The organism is Embleya sp. L77, from assembly GCF_055557415.1.
On sequence record NZ_CM145709.1, the window covers coordinates 3763983 to 3783277 of the forward strand.

Sequence of the window (19295 nt, forward strand, 5' to 3'; positions counted from 1 at the left end):
CGTGACGATCGACCCGGTCACCTTCGACGGTCGTGCCGTGGGTGAGTTCGACCAGGATCGCGCCGAGCGCGCGGTCCGGGAGCTGCTGCTCGCGGTCGGGGAGAACCCCGACCGCGAGGGTCTCAAGGACACCCCGGCCCGAGTGGCCAGGTCGTATCAGGAGATCTTCGCCGGGTTGCGGCAGGATCCCGAGGACGTGCTCACCACGACCTTCGATCTCGGCCACGACGAGATGGTCCTGGTCAAGGACATCGAGGTCTACAGCACGTGCGAGCACCACCTCGTGACGTTCCACGGGGTGGCGCACGTGGGGTACATCCCGTCGGAGGACGGTCAGATCACCGGCCTGTCCAAGCTCGCGCGCCTGGTGGACGTGTACGCCAAGCGTCCGCAGGTGCAGGAGCGGCTGACCACCCAGATCGCCGACGCGCTGGTGAACATCCTGCGCCCGCGCGGGGTGATTGTGGTCGTCGAGTGCGAGCACCTGTGCATGACCATGCGCGGCATACGGAAGCCGGGTGCCCGCACCCTCACCTCCGCCGTGCGCGGCCAGTTGCTGAACGCGGCCACGCGGGCCGAGGCGATGAGCCTGATCCTGAGCCGGTAGCGGCTCCACAGCGCACGGTCGCGGGCCGGCACGGCGCCGATAACAAGTCGCGACGCAGTACTCGGGGGTTGACCGGGCAGTGCCCGGTCAACCCCTACTCTGTTCCCCATGACAGCGACGACCGGCCCGCGACATCGGGCTCCCGACCGCCCACCACGGGTGCGCGGCCTGCCCGAGTTCGGCCGGTGCGCGGTCATGGGTGTGGTCAATGTGACCCCCGATTCGTTCTCCGACGGCGGCCTGTGGTTCGACTCGAAGGCCGCCATCACGCGCGGGCTCGCGCTGCTCGACCAGGGAGCGGACCTGATCGACGTGGGCGGCGAGTCGACCCGGCCGGGGGCCGGTCGGGTGGATGTGGACGAGGAATTGCGTCGGGTCGTCCCGGTGGTCCGCGAGCTGGCCTCGGCCGGTGCGGTGGTCAGTGTGGACACCACCCGGGTCGAGGTGGCGAGCGCCGCGGTCGAGGCCGGCGCCCGCCTGGTCAACGACGTCAGCGGTGGGCTCGCGGACCCGGCGATGGCCGCGTACGTGGCCGACAGCGGGGTGCCCGTGGTGGTCATGCACTGGCGTGGGCACTCGCGCGGGATGCAGGAACGCGCGGTCTACGCCGACGTGGTCGCCGAGGTGCGCACCGAGTTGGCCGAGCGGATGGAGAAGGTGATCGCGGCGGGCGTGCATCCCGATGCGATCGTGCTCGACCCCGGTCTGGGCTTCGCCAAGACGGCCGCGCACAACTGGCCGCTGCTCGCCCACCTGGACGCGCTGCACGAGCTCGGTCGTCCGCTGCTCGTGGCCGCGTCCCGCAAGACCTTCCTGGGGCGGCTGCTCGCCGCCGAGGACGGCACACTGCGTCCGCCCCGCGGACGCGACGATGCGACGGCCGCGGTCTCCGCGCTGGCCGCCGCCGCGGGCGCGTGGGCCGTCCGTGTGCACGAGGTGCCCGCTTCGCTCGACGCGGTCAAGGTGGCGGCTGCCTGGCAGGAGGCCCGATGAACCCGATTGACGACCAGACGTCGCCCGAGGCGGACGCGGTACGCGAGGTCAACCTCGCGCTGTGGACGGCCGTCGAGGAGGGCGACATCGACGCCCTCGGCGCGATCTGGGCCGACGGCCCCGACGCGCCGAGCGTGACATGCGTGCATCCGGGTTGGCCCGCGCTGCACGGACGCGCGGAGATTCTGCGCTCGTACGCGCTGATCATGGCCAACACCGCGTACGTGCAGTTCTTCCTGACCGATGTCGAGGTCAAGCTGGCCGGCGAGGTCGCGGTGTTGTCCTGCACGGCGAACATGCTGACCGGGATGGCCGAGGAGGACGGCGGCGACGAGGCCGGGTTCGCGGGCGGCCGGGCGGTGGTCACCAACGTCTTCCGGCGCACTCCCGCGGGCTGGCGGCTGTGGTTGCACCACGCGTCGCCGGTGATGGCGGAGGTCGACGCCGAAGAGGAGATCTGACCGATCCCGACCGCTTCGATGCGTCGTTCGGGTGCCTTCGCGGCACCCGGCCGAGCGAACCTGTCGGGATCGCTGGGTACATTCGTACCGCACAGAGGTGGTCCGGCCGTCGGCGCGACCGCCCCTCGACGGGTCGACAACCGACCGGTCGGGGTGCGCAGTGATGGGATAGCGCCGAGGAGGCGACTGATGCTGGACCGCGTCTCGCTGCGGGGACTGAAGGCCCGCGGCAACCATGGAGTGTTCGCGAAGGAACGCGAAGAGGGCCAGACCTTCGTCGTGGACGTCGTGCTGGGCGTGGACACCCGTCCGGCCGCGCAGTCCGACGATCTCACCCTCACGGTGCACTACGGCGAGGTCGCCGAGGACGTGGTCGGCGTGGTCCAGGGCGACCCGGTCGATCTGATCGAGACGCTCGCGCAGCGGATCGCCGACGTATGCCTGGCCCGCCCGCTCGTGCAGGAGGTGGAGGTGATCGTGCACAAGCCCGACGCCCCGATCACCGTCCCGTTCGACGACGTGACGGTAACCATCGTGCGGGGGCGGGACCGATGACCGACACCGTCCGCGAACCCACCCGCGAACCGACCCCGGAGCAGCCCGCCGAGACCACCGGCCGGCGTGCGCTGCCGACCTGGAGCCGGGTCGTGCTCGCGCTCGGCAGCAACCTGGGCAACCGCCTGGAGACCCTCCAGGGCGCCATCGACGAAATCGCCGACACCCCGGGCGTGAGCCTGCTGCGGGTGTCCCCGGTCTACGAGACCGACCCGGTGGGCGGCCCCGAGCAGGGCACCTACTTCAACGCGGTGATCGAGGTGCGCACGCTGCTCACCCCGGACCTGATCCTGGAGCGCGCCAACTCGATCGAGGAGGCGTTCCAGCGGGTCCGGGTCGAGCGCTGGGGGCCGCGCACGCTGGACGTGGACGTGATCCGGTTCGAGGGCGTGGAGCAGGACGACCCGCACCTGACCCTGCCGCACCCGCGCGCGCACGAGCGTTCCTTCGTGCTCGCGCCGTGGCACGACATCGACCCCGAGGCGGAGGTACCGGGCCACGGCCGGGTCGCCGACCTGCTCGCGCAGGTCGGCCTCGGCGGGGTGCATCGCCGTGACGACCTGGAGTTGACCGCAGACCGATGAAGCCCACGCGCCCGCTCTTCCTGCTCGCCCTCGCGCTGGGTGCGGGCGGCATCGCGTATGCCGGAATCGACCTGTGGGACTCGCGCGGCACGCCGCCCGTGGTCCCGATCCTGGCTCCGATCGTGCTCCTGTGCCTGGCCGCGATCGCGCTGGCGACCGCGTTGTCGCTGCGCTCGCGGCTGAAGGCGCAGCGCGAGCGGCGGCCGAACGCGCGCCCGGTGGATCCGCTGGTCGCCGCCCGGGCGGTGGTCTTCGCCAAGGCCGGTTCGCTGGTCGGCGCGCTCGTGGTGGGCCTGTACGGCGGCTACGCGCTCTACCTGACCGGCTTCCTGGAGGTCACCGAGCGCTCGGCCCAGGCCCAGCGCTGCGCCTTCGCCGTCGGCGCGGGTGTGCTGCTGGTCGGTGGGTGCCTGTTCCTGGAGCGGATACTGCGCATCCCCGAGGACCCCGAGGACAAGAAGGCCGGCCGGTCCGGCGCCTGAGGACGACTCGGCCCGAGGCCGGGTCGAACTCCCCGGGAACGTCGAGGACGACGAGGGCCGAGGCGGCCGAACCTGCCCGGCCGGCCGCTGCGGACAGGACCTCGGCCGAGGGCCGGCCCGTCACCCCTCGATGGTGTCCAGCACGACCTCGGCCAACGGGATGTCCCGCTCCTCCGCACCGATGGACCGCCGCAGGGCCTCGTGCAGCCGCGCGGGCGTGAGCACGCCCACGAACCGGTCCCCGTCCACCACGGCGATCCACCCGGCGTCGTGCTGGAGCATCTCGCCGAACGCCTGCTTGAGCGAGGCGCGCACCGGCACCCAGGCCTCCATCCGGCGGGCCCGGTCGCGCACCGTGCCGCCGGCCGGGCGATCGTCCACCCACCCGTGCAGGTTGCCCGCGTCGTCGAGCACCACGGCCCAGCGCGAATCGGCCGCGCGCAGCTTCGCGAGCGCCTCGGACATCGGGTCGTCCAGGTGCACGACCGGCGGCAGTTCGAGGTCCTCGGGAGTGATCTCGGTCACCGACAGGCGCTTGAGGCCGCGGTCCGCGCCGACGAAGTCGGCGACGTAGTCGGTGGCGGGTGCGCCGAGCACGCTGGAGGGTGTGTCGAACTGCTCGATGTGGCCGCCCATCGAGAAGACCGCCATCCGGTCGCCGAGCCGGACGGCCTCCTCGATGTCGTGCGTGACGAACAGGATCGTCTTCTTCAACTCGTCCTGGAGCCGCAGGAATTCGGTCTGCAGGCGCTCGCGCACCACCGGGTCCACCGCGCCGAACGGCTCGTCCATCAGCAACACGGGCGGGTCCGCCGCGAGGGCGCGGGCCACGCCGACCCGCTGGCGCTGACCGCCGGAGAGCTGGTGCGGGTAGCGATCGCCGAGTTTGCTCGGGTCCAGGCCGACCAGCTCCAGCAGTTCGACGCCGCGGGCCCGGGCCTTCTTGCGGTCCCAGCCCAGCAGGCTGGGCACGGTGACGGTGTTCTCCAGCACGGTGCGGTGCGGGAACAGGCCGCCGGACTGGATCACGTAGCCCATCCGCCGGCGCAGCTTGACCGGGTCGGCCCGGGTGATGTCCTCGTCGTCCAGGAAGATCTGCCCGGAGGTGGGCTCGATCAGCCGGTTGACCATCTTCATCGTGGTGGTCTTGCCGCAGCCGGACGGGCCGACCAGGGTGACCAGCTCGCCCGTGGCGACCTCCAGCGACAGTTCCGCGACCGCCTCGGTGCCGTCGGGGTACCGCTTCGTGACGCGGTCGAGCCGGATCATGGGGACCCTCCGGGGGTATGGCAGGCAGCCGTGGCAGGTGTCCGGAGACCCGGTGATTCCCGACCCCCAGGGGTGGCAACGTACCCGGGTGGCCCCGTTCACACACCGGGTGTGTCCGCCGTCACGGGAGTGCCCGTCCGACCGCTGGGGTACTGTCCGCCCGTGATTGTGGCCTCCGGCGACTGCCTGAAGCGCAACTCGTGGGTCTGCGGGAAGTACTTCGACGAGTACTCCGGGGAGATCACCACCGCGTTGCGCGAACACATCTATCTGACCGTCGTTTCGGTGACGATCGGTCTGCTCGTCGCGTTCCCGATGGCCCTGGCTGCCCGGCGTTGGCGATTGACCGGGAGCGTGCTGCTCGGTTCGACCACGATCCTGTACACGATCCCCTCGTTGGCGATGTTCGCGATTCTGCAGCCGTTCACCGGCCTGACCGAAACGACGGTCATCATCGGCCTGGTGCTGTACTCGCTGACCATCCTGGTGCGGAACATGCTGGCCGGTCTGCAATCGGTGCCGCCGGATGTGGTGGAGGCGGCGAGGGGGATGGGCTACGGGCCCGGACGGTTGTTGTTCCAGGTCGAACTCCCGCTCGCGCTGCCCGCGATCATGGCCGGCGTCCGGGTCGCCACGGTGTCCACCGTCGCGCTCACCACGGTCGGTGCGATCGTCGGCTCGGGTGGGTTGGGCAACCTGATCTACAAGGGCATCGACACGCTCTTCAAGGCGCAGGTGCTGACCGCGTCGGTGTTGTGCGTTGCGCTGGCGATCGTGGCCGACCTGCTGTTGCTCGGCGTACAGCGGCTGTTGACCCCGTGGGAGCGGGCCGGTGGGCGCAAACGGCGGTTGCCGGCGGTGCCCGCGCCGACGGCGGAGATCGACCTGAAGGCGGAGGCCGCGGCGTGAACGTACTCGGCGACGCCTGGGACTGGTTGGCCGACGGCGCGAACTGGAGCGGCGAGAGCGGGGTGTGGAATCGGCTCGTCGAGCACATCGTGCTCACCGTGGTGTGCGTGCTGATCGCGGTCGCCATCGCGCTGCCGGTCGCACTGTGGCTGGGGCACCTGGGCAAGGGCGGCGCGCTGGCGATCAACATCTCCAATATCGGGCGGGCGATCCCGACGTTCGCGGTGCTGGTGCTGCTCGGGCTGAGCCCGATCGGCATGGGCGACACCGCGACGATCATCGCGCTCGTGCTGTTCGCCATCCCACCGGTGCTCACCAACGCGTACGTCGGCATGCGCGGGGTGGACCGGGACGTGGTCGAGGCGTCGCGCGGCATGGGTATGACGGGCGGGCAGATGTTGTTCCGCGTCGAGTTGCCCCTGGCACTTCCGTTGATCATGACGGGAATTCGAACGTGTGCCGTTCAGGTTGTTGCCACCGCAACACTCGCGGCGCTCGTCGCGGGGGGCGGGCTCGGGCGCATCGTCACGGCCGGTTTCGACCTGCAGGACAACGGTCAAGTGGTGGCGGGGGCAATCCTCGTGGCCGCGTTGGCTCTGGTGGTGGAAGGCCTGTTCGCGCTCGTGCAGCGGTTCACGGCCCGGACACCGCGTGGCGGTGTGACCTCGTGAGAACGGAAAGGGCGGTGCATCGCATGCTTATGCGGCGCGGCAAGACGGGCATGACGGTCGGTGTGGCGGCAGGGCTCTCCCTGGTGTTTCTGGTCGGCGCGACAGGGTGTTCGTCCTCGGACGACGACAAGACGGTGGTCGGCTCGGCCGGTTTCACCGAGTCGGAGATCCTGGCGCAGATGTACAAACAGTTGCTCGACAAGGGCGGGGTGAAGGCGAGCATCAAGACGGTCAAGAACCGTGAGCTCTACGAACCCGAGCTGGAGAAGGGCAAGATCGCGGTCGTGCCGGAGTACGCGGCAACGATGGCGGAGTTCCTGAACCGCAAGAAGAACGGTCCGGACGCCACACCGGTCGCCTCGCCGGACGTGGCGGCCACGGTCGCCGCGCTGAACACGCTCGCGGGCCCGGCCGGGCTCAAGTCCGGTACCCCGTCGCAGGCGGTGGACCAGAACGCGTTCGCGGTGACCAAGGACTTCGCCGCGAAGAACAACCTGAAGACCCTTTCCGACCTGGGCAAGGCCGGCATCGAGGTGAAGATCGCGGCGGGCGAGGAGTGCAAGACGCGCCCGTTCTGCGCGCCGGGCCTGGAGAAGACGTACGGCATCAAGGTCGGCGGAGTGGACCCGCTCGGCGTCGGCACCACCGCCGCCAAGCAGGCGGTCAAGGACGGCAAGGACCAACTGGTCCTGACCACCTCCACGGACGCCACGCTCGACCAGTTCGGCCTGGTCGTCCTCACCGACGACAAGAAGCTGCAGAACGCCGACAACGTTCTCCCGGTGGTCAATTCCGGCAAGGCCGACAAGATCCTGCCGCTGGTCGACAAGCTCGCCCCGATCCTCACCACCGAGGATCTGACCGCGCTCAACAAGCAGGTCGACGAGGACCGCAAGAAGCCGGCCGACGTCGCCAAGGCCTACCTGAAGTCCAAGAACCTGATCTGATCGCCGAATTGTCGATGGTGAATTCTCAGGGGTCGGGGTAACACTCGACGCCGGCCGGGCAGTTCGAATAGCCCGGCCGGCGTCGAGGCCAAATCGGCCCGGCCGGTGTTCGAGGCCAACCGAGCCGAGTTTCTTCCACGGAAAGCAAAAAACCCGCGCACACGGCAACCCCCGCACCGAGGCGAACGCCGTATCGCGCTAACGTCTGGTGCATGCCACGTGGACGCCATCGCTCGGTCTCGACCGCCACACGCATATCCCTGCTTGCCGCCATATGCGCGCCGGCGCTCGTCGCCGTCGTCCTGGCGGTCGTCGCGGGAGGTGCGACCACACTTCGACTCGCCGTGCTGCTCGGTGTGTTGTCCGCCGCCGGCGCGATCGCGTGGGTGGTTCGCGGGAGCACCGCACACCACCGGCGGATGGCCGAGGAGAGCATCGCCCGGCGTCGGGAACGCGAGCGCATGGCGGACGAGTTGCGCGCCGCGATCGAGCGGGCCGACGAGCAGGAACTCGCTGCGGTGCAGGCCGGCGAACTGGCCGCCGCCCACCTGGTGTCGCGTCCGCAGCGGCTGACCCCGGACCTGTTCGCGCGCGGTGCGGCGGTGTTGGACCTGCTGGACCGGCGGGGCGGCGAGGTACGTCCCACGGCTCCGTCCATCGTCCCGGCCGTGCGCCGGCCGCCCGTGTCCGCGCCGGACCTGGTCCCGGCCTACGCGGCCTCGGTCTTCGGCCCGCCGACGCGCTCCGCCGCGCACTCCGCCGCACACTCCGCCGCGCGCTCCGCCGCGCGCTCCGCTTCGCGGGGCCAGGCCGAGGTTGCCACCGCAGCGGCGCAGCCCACCGCCGCAGCGCACACCGCGGCACCCACCACCGCGCGGCCCGAATCCGAAGCCGCGCGCTCCGCTGCGCGGGCCGGGTCCGAGGCCGGCGACAGGACCGGGTCGACCGCCGTGGCGCCGGGCACTTCGGTTGCCGCCGCTCGTTCCGTTGCGCAGGCCGGGGCCGAGGCCGGGTCAACCGCCGGGGTGCGTCCAGCCGCGCCGATCGCGCCGCCTGCCGAGCTCAGCCGGAGCGTCGCCCGCGCGGCTGCCGGAGCGACCGCGGAGGGGGCCCCCGAGGCGCCCTCGACGGAAGTCACCCCGGCCGATTCCACCACCGTGCCCACGCTCGCGAAGCCACCCGTGCCCGACATCGCCGCGCCCGGAGCCGCTGTGCCCGCGCCGGCCGTCGCCGCGCCCGGCGTTTCGGCTCCCGCCGCCGCGCCCACTCAGGCGCCCACACCCACCTTCGCTTCGCCGGCGCCCACCGCCGCCGCCACGCCCGAGCCCGAGCCCGAGCCCGAGTCCGCCTCCGCGGCCCCCGCGCCGGCCGGCGCGACCGCGCCCACCCCTGCCGAGCCGACCGCGCTCGGCCCCGTGTCCGATACCGCCGAGGTCACCCGGATGGTGCGGGACAAGGTGCTGGAGGTGACTCGCCGGGTGGCCGGCTCCGGGGCCTCCGGGCGGTTCGACTTCTTCGCGCCGCGTGCCGCCCTGGCCGATCCCGAGGCGACCGGCTTCCTGACCGACGAGCTGTTCGGCTCGGACGCGCGCTACGACGCGCTCGTCGCCGGGCGCCCGCACGGGGACGAGATCGAGCCGGCCGAGGCGACGTCCGTCCCGGACGCGGCCGTGGACGACATCGAGGCCGATCGGCTCGCCGACCCGGTGCCCACCGAGCAGGCGCCGGCCGCTCAGCCGGCTCCGGTGCACCGCGGGCAGGGCGTACGGTTCGCACCCAGCGAATCCGACCGGGCCCGTCCGGGCGTGCCGCGGCCCAAGCCGCTGCCGGTGGACCTCACCGCACACGACGACACCGAGGAGATCCCCCGGATCGACATCCGCAAGCACGCCTGACCCGGCCGGCACCCCGCCCGACCGCCGACCGGCGTCCGAGGTGTCACTTGTCGATGTCGCCCACGACGAAGAAGAGCGACCCCAGGATCGCCACCATGTCCGCGATCAGGCAGCCCGGCAGCAGCTCGGTCAGCACCTGCACGTTGTTGTAGGACGCCGAGCGCAGCTTGAGACGCCACGGGGTCTTCTCGCCCCGGGAGACCAGGTAGTAGCCGTTCAGGCCGAGCGGGTTCTCGGTCCACGCGTAGGTGTGGCCCTCGGGCGCCTTGAGCACCTTCGGCAGCCGCAGGTTCACCGGACCCTGCGGGAGTTCGTCGAGCCGGTCGCAGCACGCGTCGGCGAGGTCCAGGCTCACGTGGACCTGCTCCAGCAGGCACTCGAATCGGGCCAGGCAGTCGCCCTCCTCGCGGGTGACCACGCGCAGCACGTCGGCCAGCTCGCCGTAGGCCAGATACGGCTCGTCCCGGCGCAGGTCGAAGTCGACCCCCGAGGCCCGCGCGATCGGACCGCTGACCCCGTACGCGGCCACCAGGGCCGGTGTCAGCACCCCCACGCCCCGGGTGCGGGCGCGGAAGATCTCGTTGCCCGAGACCAGGCCGTCCAGCCCCGCCAGCCGCGTGCGCACGGTCGCGACCGCGTGCCGCACCCGCCCGGTCCAGCCCGCCGGCAGATCCTCCTTGAGCCCGCCGACCCGGTTGAACATGAAGTGCATCCGGCCGCCGGAGATCTCCTCCATCACCGCCTGGATCTCCTCGCGCTCGCGGAACGCGTGGAAGATCGGGGTGATCGCACCCAGCTCCAACGGATACGAGCCGAGGAACATCAGATGGTTGAGCACCCGGTTCAGCTCGGCGAGCAGGGTGCGCGCCCACACCGCGCGCTGCGGCACCTCCATGCCCAACATGCGCTCCACCGCGAGCACCACGCCCAGCTCGTTCGCGAACGCGCTCAACCAGTCGTGCCGGTTCGCGAGCATCACGATCTGCCGGTAGTCGCGCACCTCGAAGAGCTTCTCCGCGCCGCGGTGCATATAGCCGACGATCGGCTCGGCGGAGAGGATCCGCTCGCCGTCGAGCACGAGTCGCAACCTCAGCACGCCGTGCGTGGAGGGGTGCTGGGGCCCGATGTTGAGCACCATGTCGGTCGTGTCGAGCTGGTCGGCGCCGATACCCACGCCCACGGTCCTGGCGGTCATGGACCCTGAGTCTGCCAGTAGTCGTGTGCTCCTTCGCACCCTTGTATGCCCACCTGGGAAGGTTGCCCCTATGAAACCGGCCGATGACGCCCTGGCTCCGCACGACCTCGACTGGCTGGCCGTCTCGGAGCAGCTGTATCGGATGCGCCGCGCCCTGCTGCTCGCCGGCTGTGTGCTGTTCGCCGTGCTCGCCGGCGGTCTGCTCGGTTGGCTCGTGGCCTGGTGGGCGGGCGCGGTGGTGCTGCTCGCCTGCGTCGGGGCGGGCGCCTGGGGCCTGCCGGCGATCCGGCGCAACCAGCGCTCGTGGCGCTACGCGGAGCGGGCCGACGACCTGCTGATCGCGCACGGCGTGCTGTTTCGCCGGCTGGTGGTGGTGCCGTACGGGCGGATGCAGTTCGTGGACGTCGAGGCGGGCCCGCTGGAGCGCCGATTCGGCATCGCCACGGTGACCCTGCACACCGCATCGGCCTCCTCGGACGCGGTCGTGCGCGGCCTGCCGCCGGCCGAGGCCGCGCGGCTGCGCGATCGGCTCGCGGCGCTGGGCGAGGCCCGATCGGCGGGGCTGTGAGCACCGGGGCCGAGCGGCCGGTCGGAGGCGTCGGCGAGCCGCGCCGACTGCACCCGCTGACCCCGCCCGCCCGTGGCTGGGTGGTGATCGCCGCCTGTCTGGGTGTGGTCGTGCACAACGTCAACTCCGGGTGGGCGACCCCGAGTCGGCTGATGATCGGGCTCGCCGTGGTGGTGCCGCTCGCGTTCGGCTACGGATACGTCTCGTGGTGGTTCACCACGTTCCGGATCGAGGGCGACGACCTGCGGCTGGATTCGGGGGTGCTGTTCCGCCGGACCCGGCACGTGCGGCTGTCCCGGCTCCAGGCGGTGGACATCGTCCGGCCGCTGGCCGCCCGGCTGTTCGGGCTCGCCGAGTTGCAGCTCCAGGTGGCCGGCGGGGACAAGGCCGAGGCGAGCCTTTCGTATCTGGCCGAGGCGGACGCGCAGAGGCTGCGTGCCGAGCTGCTCGCGCGTGCCGCGGGGGTGCGCCCGGACGTGGGGGAGGCGCCCGAGCAGGCGCTGGTGTCGGTGCCGCTGTCGGCGGTGGTCGGCTCGGTGCTGCTCTCGGTCGGCACCTGGGCCGCGCTCGCGCCCAGCGTGACGGTGGTGGTCCTGGCCCTCGCGCTGCACGCGCCCGCCTTCGTGTTCGGGTCGGTGCCGCTGTTCCTGGCCGCGTGGCAGTTCACCGCCGGGCGGGTGATCCGGAATTTCGACTTCACCGTGGCCCGCTCGCCGGACGGTCTGCGGTTGCGGCACGGCCTCCTCGAACAGCGGCATCAGACGGTGCCGCCCGGCCGGGTCCAGGCGGTGCGGATCGTGCAGCCGTGGTTGTGGCGGCTGCGCGGGTGGGTCCGGGTCGAGATCAACGTGGCCGGCTACGGCGGCAAGGACACCGACAACAAGGAGACGATCCTGCTGCCGGTCGCGCCGCGCGCGGTCGCCCACGGGCTGCTCGGGCAGATCCTGCCGGGTGTCGATATCGACGCGGTCGAGCTGATCCCGGCGCCGCGTCGGGCCCGGTGGCACGATCCCGTCGGCTGGTCGGCATACGCCTACGGCGCCGACACCGAGGTGTTCGTGGCCCGCAGCGGCCGGTTCCACCGGATCCTGGACGTGATCCCGCACGCGAAGGTGCAGAGCGTGCGGCGGACCCAGGGGCCGTGGGAGCGCCGGCTCGGCCTGGCCACCGTGCACCTGGACTCCACGCCGGGTCCGGTACACGTCAAGGCGGCCCGACGGGACGCGGCCGAGGCGCACACGATGGTCGCCGAACAGGCCGAACGCTCGCGTACCGGCCGTCGTGAAGCGGGTGCGGAGCGTTGGATCGGACCCGCATCTGACAGTTCGTCAGGTTCCGCCTCTTCCCTCGACGAGGGCGCCGGTTAATATCTGACGCATCGTCATATTCGCAGGGAGGCAGCGATGAGTCAGGTCGAGTCGAAGGGTGGGGCCCCGCTCGCAGGGGTGCGCATCATCGAGTGTTCGATGCTGGGGCCGGCCGCGATCACCTCGTCGTTGGTGGACCTGGGCGCCGAGGTGATCAAGATCGAGCCGCCGCAGGGCGACTACATCCGGGACATGACGTGGCCGATCGTGGAGGGCACGTCACTGATGCACCTGCACGTCAACCGCGGCAAGAAGTCACTGGTCCTGGACCTGCGCAAGCCGGAGGCGATCGAGACCTTCAAGGCGCTCGTCAAGGACGCCGACGCGGTGATCGAGGCGATGCGGCCGGGCGGTCTGGCCCGACGCGGGATCGGCTACGAGGACCTGAAGAAGATCAACCCCCGGATCGTGTTCTGCACGATCTCCGGCTACGGCGCCACCGGCCCCTACCGGGACATGCCCAGCCACGGCGTCGCCTACGACACCTGGGCCGGCGTGGTGAAGCCGGCGATCGACGAGGACGGCTTCCCGTACCTGCCCGAGCACGCCTCGATCGGCATCCATGCCGGCCCGATGTTCGGCGCGCTCGGTGTGCTCGCGGGCATCATCCGCGCCCGGGCCACCGGCGAGGGCAGCGTGATCGACATCGCCCAGTCGGACGCGGCCGCGTCGATGGACTGGCTGCGCAGCGAGACCTGGAAGGCGTACGAGCGCCCGGAGTCCGAGGTGACCGGCAACAAGTCGGACAACTACGAGCGGCGTGCGCCCGGGACCGGTGGCATGGAGAAGGGCGTCCGCTACCAGATCTACGCGACCAAGGACGATCGGCACGTGCTGTTCATGGCGTCCGAGCAGTCGTTGTGGAAGAACTTCTGCGAGGCGGTGGACCGTGCCGACCTGTTCGAGCGCTGGCCCGGCTCCAAGTACGCGGACCACGCGGTCGGCAACGTCGAACTGCGCGGCATTCTGCGGGACATCTTCGCGACCCGGACCGCGCGCGAGTGGATCGAGTTCGGCAACGAGGCGAACACGCCGATCGCGCCGGTGAACACGCCGCAGACGATCGCCGAGGACCCGCAGTTCCAGCACCGGTTCCCGTGGATCGGGCAGGACCGGCTCGGTGCGGAGCAGTTGCCGTCGCCGATCAAGTTCGTCGGCGAGTCCCTGCCTGTTCCGGAGCGGGCGCCCACGGTCGGGCAGCACAGTGCGGAGGTCCTGGCGGACTTGCTGGGGTACGACGAGGCCAAGCTCGCCGAGCTTCGGGCGGCGGGTGTCCTTGGTCAGAGCTGACGGTGGCCTTCGCCCGGCGGGCGGCCTCGAACGCCGGCCGGGCTGAAGGGTGGGCTCGAACGCCGGCTCGGGCTGGATTGGCTCGGGTTGGCGGGTGACCTCATGCTCCGGCCCGGCTGGGGTGGCCTCGAACGCCGGCCCGGGCTGGATTGGCTCGGGTCGGTGGATGGCCTCACGCTCCGGCCCGGCTGGGGTGGCTCGGGTGGGCTGGGGCTTCCTCTGGTAGTCGGGGCGGCTGGTGGTCGTCCGGTTCAGGGGTGGAGTTGTTCGGGGACCGGCATCCGGACGCCCTGGGCCAGCCAGTGGAAGTCGCCCAGGCCGCCGTGGGCGGTGAGTTCGCCGGCCTCGCCCGCGTCGCGCAGGCCGGCCAGGTAGGCGGTCGGGTCGGTGCGGGCCAGTTCGTAGGGTGGGCGGTGGGCGGTCAGGCCCAGCGCGCGCAACGCGTGTCGTTGGGTGGTCAGGACCGTGTCCCGCGCCCCCGCCGCCTCGCCCGCCGCCGCCACCGCGTCCATCGCGACATGGCAGGTCACGTCGCAGGTGCCGTCCGGAACCGGCGGCACCTGCCGGCCCTGCCGATACCCGGTGAGCGAGCCGTACGACGGACGCCCGCCGGCCAGGTGCCCGTAGTCGATCGCCACCGCGACCCCACGCTCCAGACGCTCGATCGCGTGCGCCCACGCGGCGTCCCGGGGCTCGCCGATCTCGGCCCGCGTGCCCGGCTCCGCGCCGACCAGCGGCCACCAGCGATCGAGCCAGCGCGCGTCCCGATCGCGGGTGGCCGCACCCAGCCGCTCCTCCCCGGTGCGCACGTCCACCTCGACCACCCGGGGCACGCCGTGCTCGTCCACCTCCGCGACGTCGGCGGGGACGTTGTCCAGCCACTCGTTGGCGATCAGCAGCGCGGTCCGGCCCGGCGGCGTCTCCGGCTCCCAGCCGATCGACGGCGGCAATGCCTCCGGCCGGCCGGCGATGTCCACGCCGATCAGCTCCAGGTGCGGGGTGACCCGGCGCAGCGCGACCAGCAACTCGCCCCGCCCGGCGCCCACGTCCACGATCGTGTCGAGACCGGCGGTGCGCGCGAGCTCGGCCAGCGCGCGGGCGAACAGCGGGGACGCGTGTACCGAGGTGCGGAAATGCCCGGCGGGGCCCTCGGCCCGGCGGTAGAAGCCCTCGGCTCCGTACAACGCCCGACGAGTGGCTTCCTTCCAGGTCAGCCGTCGTTCCATCGGTCCCGACGGTACCGGCCCGAGATCGCCGCCGTGCGAGCGAGGTCGGTCTGTGCCGGTCCGTCCGGCCTGCGGACGACCGGATGTGCCCGTCTACCCTGCCTGTGTGCACCACCTGTACGCGTGGCTCCGTGGACGCCCCCTGCTCGTGGACGGAGCGTGGGCGCTGCTGCTGCTCATGTTCGGCCTGTTCGAGGTGATCATCGACCAGCCCGGCCCGCCCGACGTCCCGCATCTGATCGCCCTCGGCACGATGTCGCTGGTGCTGTTGATCCGGCGGCGCCTGCCCACCCATGCGCTGGTGGTCACCCTCGCGATCGGGATCTTCCAGCTCTTCGACGACATACCGCCCGGCCTGGAAGCGCTCGCCATGCCGGCGATCGCCTACAGCGCCGCCGCGTACAGCCCGCGCTGGGCCTCGCGCTCGGCGCTCGTCGGCGGGGTGCTCGCGCCGATCGCCGCCATGCTGCGCTGGTGGGACAACCCGGATGTGCCGACCACCGGCATCGTCTTCTTCACGCTGCTGCTGATGGGCCCGTTCGTGATCGCGTGGGTGCTGGGCGATTCGATGCGCACCCGACGTGCGTACTACGTCGAGTTGGAGGACCGGGCCGACCGGCTGGAGCGCGAGCGGGACCAGCAGGCCCAGATCGCTGCGGCGAGCGAGCGGGCCCGGATCGCCCGCGAGCTGCACGACGTGGTCGCGCACAACGTGTCGGTGATGGTGGTGCAGGCCGACGGCGCGGCATACGCGCTGGACGGCGCGCCCGAGCTGACCCGTGAGGCGCTCGGCACGATCTCCGCCACCGGACGCGAGGCGCTCGCCGAGATGCGCCGACTGCTGGGCGTGTTGCGCTCGCAGAACGAGGGCGACGCCTACGTCCCGCAACCGGGCGTCGAGCAGCTGGAAGACCTCCTGGAGCGGGTGCGCAGCGCGGGTCTGGCGGTCGACCTGACCGTCGAGGGGGTGCCGGTCGAGCTGTCCCAAGGCGTCGCGTTGACCGTGTACCGGATCGTTCAGGAGGCGCTGACCAACACCCGCAAGCACGGTGGGCCGAACGTCAAGGCGCTGGTGCGGCTGCGCTACCTGGGCGAGGACGTCGAACTGGACGTCGGCGACGACGGTCGAGGCGCCGCGGCTCCCGGCGACGGGATGGGGCACGGTTTGGTCGGCATGGGCGAGCGGGTCGCCCTGTTCGGCGGCCGACTGGAGACCGGGCCCCGGTCGGGCGGCGGCTGGCAGGTCCTGGCCCGGCTGCCGGTACGCCCGGGGGAGGGCGTCTGAGCCGTCCCGACGGCACCAGGGGTGTGCGCGCCGCATCGTCGGGTGCGACTTGTGGCGGAGGAACGATTCGGTACGTCGGTTGACGCGCAGACGGCCCGGCGCCACGTAGCGTCGAAGTGTGCAACGAATCTACGCGTGGCTGCGAGCACACCCCCTGTGGGTCGACTCGGTATGCACGATTCCGGTCTTCGGCCTTGCGCTGCTCCAGGTCCTGGAGGACCCCACCGCACCCGCTCCACGCTGGTGGTGGCTGGTGATCGTGGTGCTGCTCAGTCTGGGCATGGTGTTGCACCGGGTGCGGCCACTGACCGCGACCGCCCTGGTCGTGGTCGGCGGGTTGATGCAGCTGGTCTGGGACGGCACGCTCACCTCGGCCAACTACGCGATGCTCGTCGCGCTGTACACGGCCGCCAAGTCCGGTCCGCGATGGCTCTCGCGCGTCGGGCTCGCGATGGTCCTGCTCGCGCCGGCGATCCTGCTCGGGCGCTTCCCGGAATCGGACGACGCCTCGTTCCGCGACAACGTCATCGGTTTCGGCTTCCTCGTGGTGCTGCTCGCGATCGCGTGGGTGCTGGGCGATTCGATGCGCACCCGACGGGCGTTCTACGCCGAGCTGGAGGAGCGGGCCACCCGGCTGGAGTTCGAGCGGGACCAGCAGGCGCAGATCGCCGCGGCGGCCGAGCGGGCCCGGATCGCCCGCGAGCTGCACGACGTGGTCGCGCACAACGTGTCGGTGATGGTGGTGCAGGCGGACGGCGCCGCGTACGCGATCGAGTCGTCGCCGGACCGGGCCCGCGAGGCGCTGGGCACGATCGCGGCGACCGGGCGCGAGGCGCTCGCCGAGATGCGCCGACTGCTCGGGGTGTTGCGCTCGCAGGCCGAGACCGACGCGTACGTACCGCAGCCGGGTGTCGAACAGCTCGGCGAACTGGTCGAGCAGGTGCGCACCACCGGCCTCAACGTCGAACTCCGGGTCGAGGGGGTGCCGGTCGAACTGCCGCAGAGCGTCGCGCTGACCGCCTACCGCATCGTCCAGGAGGCGCTGACCAACACGCGCAAACACGCCGGCCCCGATGCCACCGCGACGGTGGGTGTCGGCTACGGGGAAGATGGGCTCGAAATGGAGATCAGCGACGACGGCCGAGGTGCGGCGGCCCCCGGCGACGGGATGGGTCACGGCCTGGTCGGCATGCGTGAGCGGGTCGCGATGCTGGGCGGCCGGTTGCGGACCGGGCCGAGCATCGGGGGCGGGTGGTCGGTCAGCGCGATGCTGCCCTACGCCGGCCGTCCCGACGACTCCTCCATTTCCTCCGGTACGCCCACCAGGACGACTCTTCAAGGAGCTCAGTGAGCATCAAGGTGATGCTGGTCGACGACCAGGAATTGCTGCGGACCGGCTTCACCATGGTGTTGCAGGCCCAGCCGGACATGAGCGTGGTCGCCGAGGCCGGCGACGGGGTCGAGGCGCTGGACAAGCTTCGGCACGTGGACGTGGACGTGGTCCTGATGGACGTGCGGATGCCGCGGATGGACGGGGTCGAGGCGTGTCGGCGGATCTGCGCCGAGGGCGGTGAGAACGCGCTCGTGCTGCCCGAGGGCCGGCTGCGGCCCAAGGTGCTCATGCTGACCACCTTCGACCTGGACGAGTACGCGTTCGCCGCGCTCAAGGCCGGGGCCAGCGGCTTCCTGCTCAAGGACGTCCCGCCGCCGGAGCTGCTGTCCGGGATCCGGGCGGTGGCCTCCGGCGACGCGGTGGTCGCGCCGAGCACGACCAAGCGCCTGCTCGACCGGTTCGCGCCGATCCTGCCCAGCGACCACGAGCCGCGGCCGGATGTGGTGGACGCGCTGACCGAGCGCGAGCTGGAGGTGATGATGCTGGTCGCCCAGGGCCTGTCCAACGCGGAGATCGCCCAGCGGCTGTTCCTGTCCGAGGCCACCATCAAGACCCACGTCGGCCGGATCCTGATGAAGCTCGGACTGCGCGACCGGGTCCAGGTCGTGGTGCTCGCGTACGAGACCGGCCTGGTCAAGGCCCGGGGACGGTAGTCCCACCGATCGCAACCCGCACCCGCACCGCGTGCCCGCACCCGCACGCGGGTGCGGACACGCGGTGGAGTCAGTCGGTGTAGAAGCCACCGTCCGGGTGCAACATCTCGCCGGTGAAGTAGGACGACTGGTCGCTCGCCAGGAACAGCGCCGCGTTGGCCACCTCGCGGGCGCTGCCCATCCGGCCCAGCGGCACGCTGCCGAGCAGGCGCTGTTCGAGTTCGGGCATGCCGCGCAGGACCGCGGTCATGTTGGTCTCGATGAAGCCCGGACCGATCGCGTTGACTCGGATCCCGGCCGGGCCGAGCACGAGCGCGGCCTGCTTGGTCAGCATCCACACGCCCGCCTTGGACACGGAGTAGGCCGCCGACCCCGCCTCGGGGTGCTTCGCGGCGATCGAGGCGATGGTGATGATCGAGCCGCGTCGCCCCTGGGCCACCATCCAACGCGCGGCGGCCTGGACCGCGAGGAGCGTCCCGGTCAGGTTCACGTCGAGCACGCGCTGCCACTCGGCGAGCGGGCTGTCCACGAACCGCTTGATCGGGTCCCGCTCGACCGCGGCCGTGTTGCTCGGTCGGCCGCTGACGTAGTCGGCCGTGCTGATGCCCGCCGCGGTGACCAGGACGTCGATCGCCCCGAACGTGTCGATCGCGTGCTGCATCACCGTCCCGATGTCGGTCGGGCTGCTCGCGTCGGTGTGCATGTAGGTGGCCCGCCGGCCGCGCTTCTCGACCGCCTCGACGGTGCCGATCGCCGCCTCGTCCAGGAGGTCGGCGATCACGATGTCGGCGCCCTCCTCGGCGAAGCGCTCGCAACACGCGCTACCGATCCCGTTGGCGCCGCCGGTGACCACGGCCACCTTTCCGTCGAGTTGTCCCATCTCCCGCTCCCCGTCTCCATCCCCGCCGCATGTGCGATCGATGGTGTTGCCCATCCCACGCGACC

Annotated in this window: 20 protein-coding genes; 16 read left to right on the forward strand and 4 right to left on the reverse strand. The window is 71.6% G+C overall.

Annotated elements, in window-relative coordinates; translation table 11 throughout:
• The first annotated feature begins 1 nt into the window (after position 1).
• The 6 genes from folE to ACZOOI_RS16065 all read left to right on the forward strand — a co-directional run bounded on the left by folE (position 2) and on the right by ACZOOI_RS16065 (position 3682).
• Positions 2 to 607: a GTP cyclohydrolase I FolE gene (gene folE, locus ACZOOI_RS16040; protein WP_020549572.1), complete on the forward strand. Its 606-nt coding sequence runs from the start codon at positions 2 to 4 to the stop codon at positions 605 to 607.
• Between the two features lie 108 nt (positions 608 to 715).
• On the forward strand, positions 716 to 1600 hold the full coding sequence (gene folP / locus ACZOOI_RS16045; protein WP_465276516.1) for a dihydropteroate synthase: 885 nt from the start codon (positions 716 to 718) through the stop codon (positions 1598 to 1600).
• On the forward strand, positions 1597 to 2061 hold the full coding sequence (locus ACZOOI_RS16050; protein WP_360313026.1) for a nuclear transport factor 2 family protein: 465 nt from the start codon (positions 1597 to 1599) through the stop codon (positions 2059 to 2061). Before folP ends, ACZOOI_RS16050 begins: the two co-directional genes overlap by 4 nt.
• A gap of 192 nt (positions 2062 to 2253) precedes the next feature.
• Positions 2254 to 2616, forward strand: a complete 363-nt coding sequence (gene folB / locus ACZOOI_RS16055) for a dihydroneopterin aldolase (RefSeq protein WP_391586564.1) — start codon at positions 2254 to 2256, stop codon at positions 2614 to 2616.
• Entirely contained in the window at positions 2613 to 3200 is a 588-nt protein-coding gene (folK, locus tag ACZOOI_RS16060) for a 2-amino-4-hydroxy-6-hydroxymethyldihydropteridine diphosphokinase (protein WP_465276517.1), read from the forward strand. Before folB ends, folK begins: the two co-directional genes overlap by 4 nt.
• Positions 3197 to 3682, forward strand: coding sequence for a DUF3180 domain-containing protein (locus ACZOOI_RS16065; RefSeq protein WP_391586415.1), 486 nt, complete (start codon positions 3197 to 3199; stop codon positions 3680 to 3682). The genes folK and ACZOOI_RS16065 overlap by 4 nt, the downstream gene beginning before the upstream one ends.
• Before the next feature lie 120 nt (positions 3683 to 3802).
• Here the strand turns inward: ACZOOI_RS16065 and ACZOOI_RS16070 are convergent, their stop codons facing one another.
• Positions 3803 to 4951 carry an ABC transporter ATP-binding protein gene (locus ACZOOI_RS16070; protein WP_465276518.1) on the reverse strand — a complete coding sequence of 383 codons (1149 nt, stop codon included), beginning with the start codon at positions 4949 to 4951 and terminating at the stop codon, positions 3803 to 3805.
• A gap of 168 nt (positions 4952 to 5119) precedes the next feature.
• Between ACZOOI_RS16070 and ACZOOI_RS16075 the strand changes: the two genes are divergently transcribed.
• From ACZOOI_RS16075 to ACZOOI_RS16090, 4 genes are all read left to right on the forward strand, one after another.
• The gene (locus tag ACZOOI_RS16075; RefSeq protein ID WP_465281211.1) at positions 5120 to 5860 is read left to right on the forward strand and encodes an ABC transporter permease; all 741 of its coding nucleotides are present in this window, start codon (positions 5120 to 5122) and stop codon (positions 5858 to 5860) included.
• The gene (locus ACZOOI_RS16080) at positions 5857 to 6531 is read left to right on the forward strand and encodes an ABC transporter permease (protein ID WP_465276519.1); all 675 of its coding nucleotides are present in this window, start codon (positions 5857 to 5859) and stop codon (positions 6529 to 6531) included. The genes ACZOOI_RS16075 and ACZOOI_RS16080 overlap by 4 nt, the downstream gene beginning before the upstream one ends.
• A 23-nt stretch (positions 6532 to 6554) precedes the next feature.
• Complete coding sequence (locus ACZOOI_RS16085) at positions 6555 to 7478, forward strand: ABC transporter substrate-binding protein (RefSeq protein ID WP_465281212.1); 924 nt, start codon at positions 6555 to 6557, stop codon at positions 7476 to 7478.
• A gap of 212 nt (positions 7479 to 7690) precedes the next feature.
• Positions 7691 to 9373 (forward strand): hypothetical protein, encoded by a 1683-nt coding sequence (locus ACZOOI_RS16090; protein WP_465276520.1) that lies wholly within the window; start codon positions 7691 to 7693, stop codon positions 9371 to 9373.
• 43 nt (positions 9374 to 9416) lie between these two features.
• On the opposite strand, the gene ACZOOI_RS16095 is transcribed toward ACZOOI_RS16090, so the two are convergent.
• The gene (locus ACZOOI_RS16095; protein ID WP_465276521.1) at positions 9417 to 10568 is read right to left on the reverse strand and encodes an NADH-quinone oxidoreductase subunit D; all 1152 of its coding nucleotides are present in this window, start codon (positions 10566 to 10568) and stop codon (positions 9417 to 9419) included.
• Positions 10569 to 10638: 70 nt separating this feature from the next.
• On the opposite strand from ACZOOI_RS16095, the gene ACZOOI_RS16100 reads away from it, so the two are divergent.
• The 3 genes from ACZOOI_RS16100 to ACZOOI_RS16110 are packed head-to-tail and all read left to right on the forward strand — an operon-like array spanning position 10639 to position 13793.
• On the forward strand, positions 10639 to 11136 hold the full coding sequence (locus ACZOOI_RS16100) for a PH domain-containing protein (protein ID WP_465276522.1): 498 nt from the start codon (positions 10639 to 10641) through the stop codon (positions 11134 to 11136).
• On the forward strand, positions 11133 to 12503 hold the full coding sequence (locus ACZOOI_RS16105; RefSeq protein WP_465276523.1) for a PH domain-containing protein: 1371 nt from the start codon (positions 11133 to 11135) through the stop codon (positions 12501 to 12503). The genes ACZOOI_RS16100 and ACZOOI_RS16105 overlap by 4 nt, the downstream gene beginning before the upstream one ends.
• A 36-nt stretch (positions 12504 to 12539) precedes the next feature.
• A complete protein-coding gene (locus tag ACZOOI_RS16110; protein ID WP_465276524.1) occupies positions 12540 to 13793 on the forward strand; it encodes a CaiB/BaiF CoA transferase family protein in 1254 nt (417 codons plus the stop codon).
• 251 nt (positions 13794 to 14044) lie between these two features.
• Here ACZOOI_RS16110 and ACZOOI_RS16115 read toward each other — a convergent pair whose 3' ends face one another.
• Positions 14045 to 15019 (reverse strand): SAM-dependent methyltransferase, encoded by a 975-nt coding sequence (locus ACZOOI_RS16115; protein WP_465276525.1) that lies wholly within the window; start codon positions 15017 to 15019, stop codon positions 14045 to 14047.
• A gap of 106 nt (positions 15020 to 15125) precedes the next feature.
• Here ACZOOI_RS16115 and ACZOOI_RS16120 point away from each other — a divergent pair, with 106 nt between their 5' ends.
• The 3 genes from ACZOOI_RS16120 to ACZOOI_RS16130 all read left to right on the forward strand — a co-directional run bounded on the left by ACZOOI_RS16120 (position 15126) and on the right by ACZOOI_RS16130 (position 18350).
• Positions 15126 to 16304, forward strand: a complete 1179-nt coding sequence (locus ACZOOI_RS16120) for a sensor histidine kinase (RefSeq protein WP_465276526.1) — start codon at positions 15126 to 15128, stop codon at positions 16302 to 16304.
• 118 nt (positions 16305 to 16422) lie between these two features.
• On the forward strand, positions 16423 to 17655 hold the full coding sequence (locus ACZOOI_RS16125) for a sensor histidine kinase (RefSeq protein ID WP_465276527.1): 1233 nt from the start codon (positions 16423 to 16425) through the stop codon (positions 17653 to 17655).
• Positions 17652 to 18350, forward strand: a complete 699-nt coding sequence (locus ACZOOI_RS16130) for a response regulator (RefSeq protein ID WP_391586426.1) — start codon at positions 17652 to 17654, stop codon at positions 18348 to 18350. The genes ACZOOI_RS16125 and ACZOOI_RS16130 overlap by 4 nt, the downstream gene beginning before the upstream one ends.
• 70 nt (positions 18351 to 18420) lie before the next feature.
• Here the strand turns inward: ACZOOI_RS16130 and ACZOOI_RS16135 are convergent, their stop codons facing one another.
• Entirely contained in the window at positions 18421 to 19230 is an 810-nt protein-coding gene (locus ACZOOI_RS16135; protein WP_465276528.1) for an SDR family NAD(P)-dependent oxidoreductase, read from the reverse strand.
• Positions 19231 to 19295: the final 65 nt, after the last annotated feature.